General features: G+C 43.8%; 1 protein-coding gene. It reads left to right on the top strand.

Going from position 1 to position 1997, the window contains the following annotated elements; genetic code table 11:
• Nucleotides 1-266 precede the first annotated feature (266 nt).
• The gene (locus EKM67_RS10600; RefSeq protein ID WP_125578943.1) at nucleotides 267-1850 is read left to right on the top strand and encodes a DEAD/DEAH box helicase; all 1584 of its coding nucleotides are present in this window, start codon (nucleotides 267-269) and stop codon (nucleotides 1848-1850) included.
• The last annotated feature ends 147 nt before the right edge of the window (nucleotides 1851-1997 follow it).

The following is a 1997-nucleotide window of genomic DNA, read 5'->3' as shown; positions in this document are numbered from 1 at the left end:
ATGCCGTTCAAGAATGTGCATAAACACTTTAATTATTTGATTGTCCTCTTGACAGGAGCCGAGCCGGACGTCCTTTTTTTATTTCGTCTTTTCTGAAAATTAACCTGGTCTTTCAGACTTGAGTTTTCTTTTTAATAATGGTATTATAGTTAGAACGCTGTCAGAACAGTGCTAGTGAAAAAAGGGATTGCAAGCAGTTTTATTGGATGAGCGATGAAAGCCTACTGTGATGTAATTGTTTTTTTCAGAACATAGGAGGATATTTTTTGAAATTTTCAGAACTCGATTTAGATGATAAATTGCTTGAAGCAGTCCAAAAAGCTGGCTTCACAGAAACAACGCCGATCCAGGAACAGACGATTCCGCTGGTTTTAACCGGGGATGACGTCTTAGGTCAGGCACAAACAGGTACAGGTAAAACTGCAGCCTTTGGGTTACCAACTTTACAGAAAGTTGATATGGATAACCACAATATTCAAACATTAGTTATTTCGCCAACGCGTGAATTAGCTGTCCAAACTCAAGAAGAACTTTCTCGCTTAGGCCGTGGCAAACACGTTCGTGTCCAAGCTGTCTATGGTGGTGCTGATATCGGCCGCCAGATCCGTGCTTTAAAAGATGGTCCTCAAATTTTAGTCGGTACACCTGGTCGTTTATTAGACCATATCAATCGTCGCACCGTTAAACTGGAACACATCCATACGGTTGTTTTGGACGAAGCCGATGAAATGTTAGACATGGGCTTCATCGAAGACATCGAAAGCATTTTGAGCCATGTTCCTAACGAACATCAAACCTTGCTTTTCTCAGCAACAATGCCTAAGCAAATCATGAGCATCGCTGAGAAGTTCATGCAGTCACCTAAGATCGTTAAAATTAAATCTAAGGAATTAACTGCAGATTTGATCGACCAATATTATGTTCGTGCTAAAGAATTCGAACGTTTTGACGTGATGACTCGTTTATTCGACGTTCAAAATCCAAAACTTGTTTTGATTTTTGGACGGACAAAACGTCGTGTTGATGAGTTGGCTAAAGGATTGCAAGCTCGTGGCTTTAATGCCGAGGGTATCCATGGTGATTTAACTCAGCAAAAACGGATGAGCGTCTTACGCCAATTCAAGAATGGTGAGTTACAATATTTAGTTGCGACTGATGTTGCCGCACGTGGACTTGATATTTCCGGTGTGACTCATGTTTACAACTACGATATTCCCCAAGATCCAGACAGTTATGTGCATCGTATTGGCCGTACAGGCCGTGCAGGTGCTACTGGTGTCGCCGTAACTTTCGTCGCACCAAACGAAATGAGTTACTTACATGCCATCGAAGAATTAACTCGTGTGCGCATCACACCGCTCAAGCCACCAACGCCTAAAGAGGCATTACGTGGTCAAATCGATGCCGCAATCGCGACGATCACCGACATTGCAACTAATGGCGATGTGAAACGTTTCGAAGCGCCTGCTCAAGAATTGCTTGAGAGTTTCTCTGGCGAACAAATGGCTGCGATTTTGTTGAAGACAATGGTTAAAGATGCAAATGAGATCCCTGTTCATATTGCACCAGAACGCCCATTACCTTCACGCAAGACGTCATCTCACTCATCACGTAATAATGGTGGTGGTCATGGACGTGGCGGTCGTAACGGCGGTGGTCATGGTCGTGGTTATTCATCTCGTGGTGGAGACAGTTCACGCGGTGGTGATCGTCATGGTAGTCGTGACTCAGGCAGTCGTGGCGGCGATCGTCGTAGCAGTAGTAGTCGTGACTCAAGTCGCAAACGCGATACTGGTCGGGATCATTCAAGCAGTCGTAGTTTCACGATTCGCAAGAACCCTAACGCTTAATTCGGACTTAATCGAAAGCTGCTCACACTCAGTTTTGAGGTGTGCGGCTTTTTTTGTATCACAGATATTGTGCGCTTAAACGGGTCTTTGTCAAATAGTGTTGGTGGAGATTTATGAGCGATATCTGAATTTACAGATATCGCTTTT

This window comes from Lapidilactobacillus mulanensis (assembly GCF_003946215.1).
GTDB lineage: Bacteria > Bacillota > Bacilli > Lactobacillales > Lactobacillaceae > Lapidilactobacillus > Lapidilactobacillus mulanensis.
Note: the sequence above shows the minus strand (reverse complement) of the source record. Positions and strands in the feature narration are given on the sequence as shown.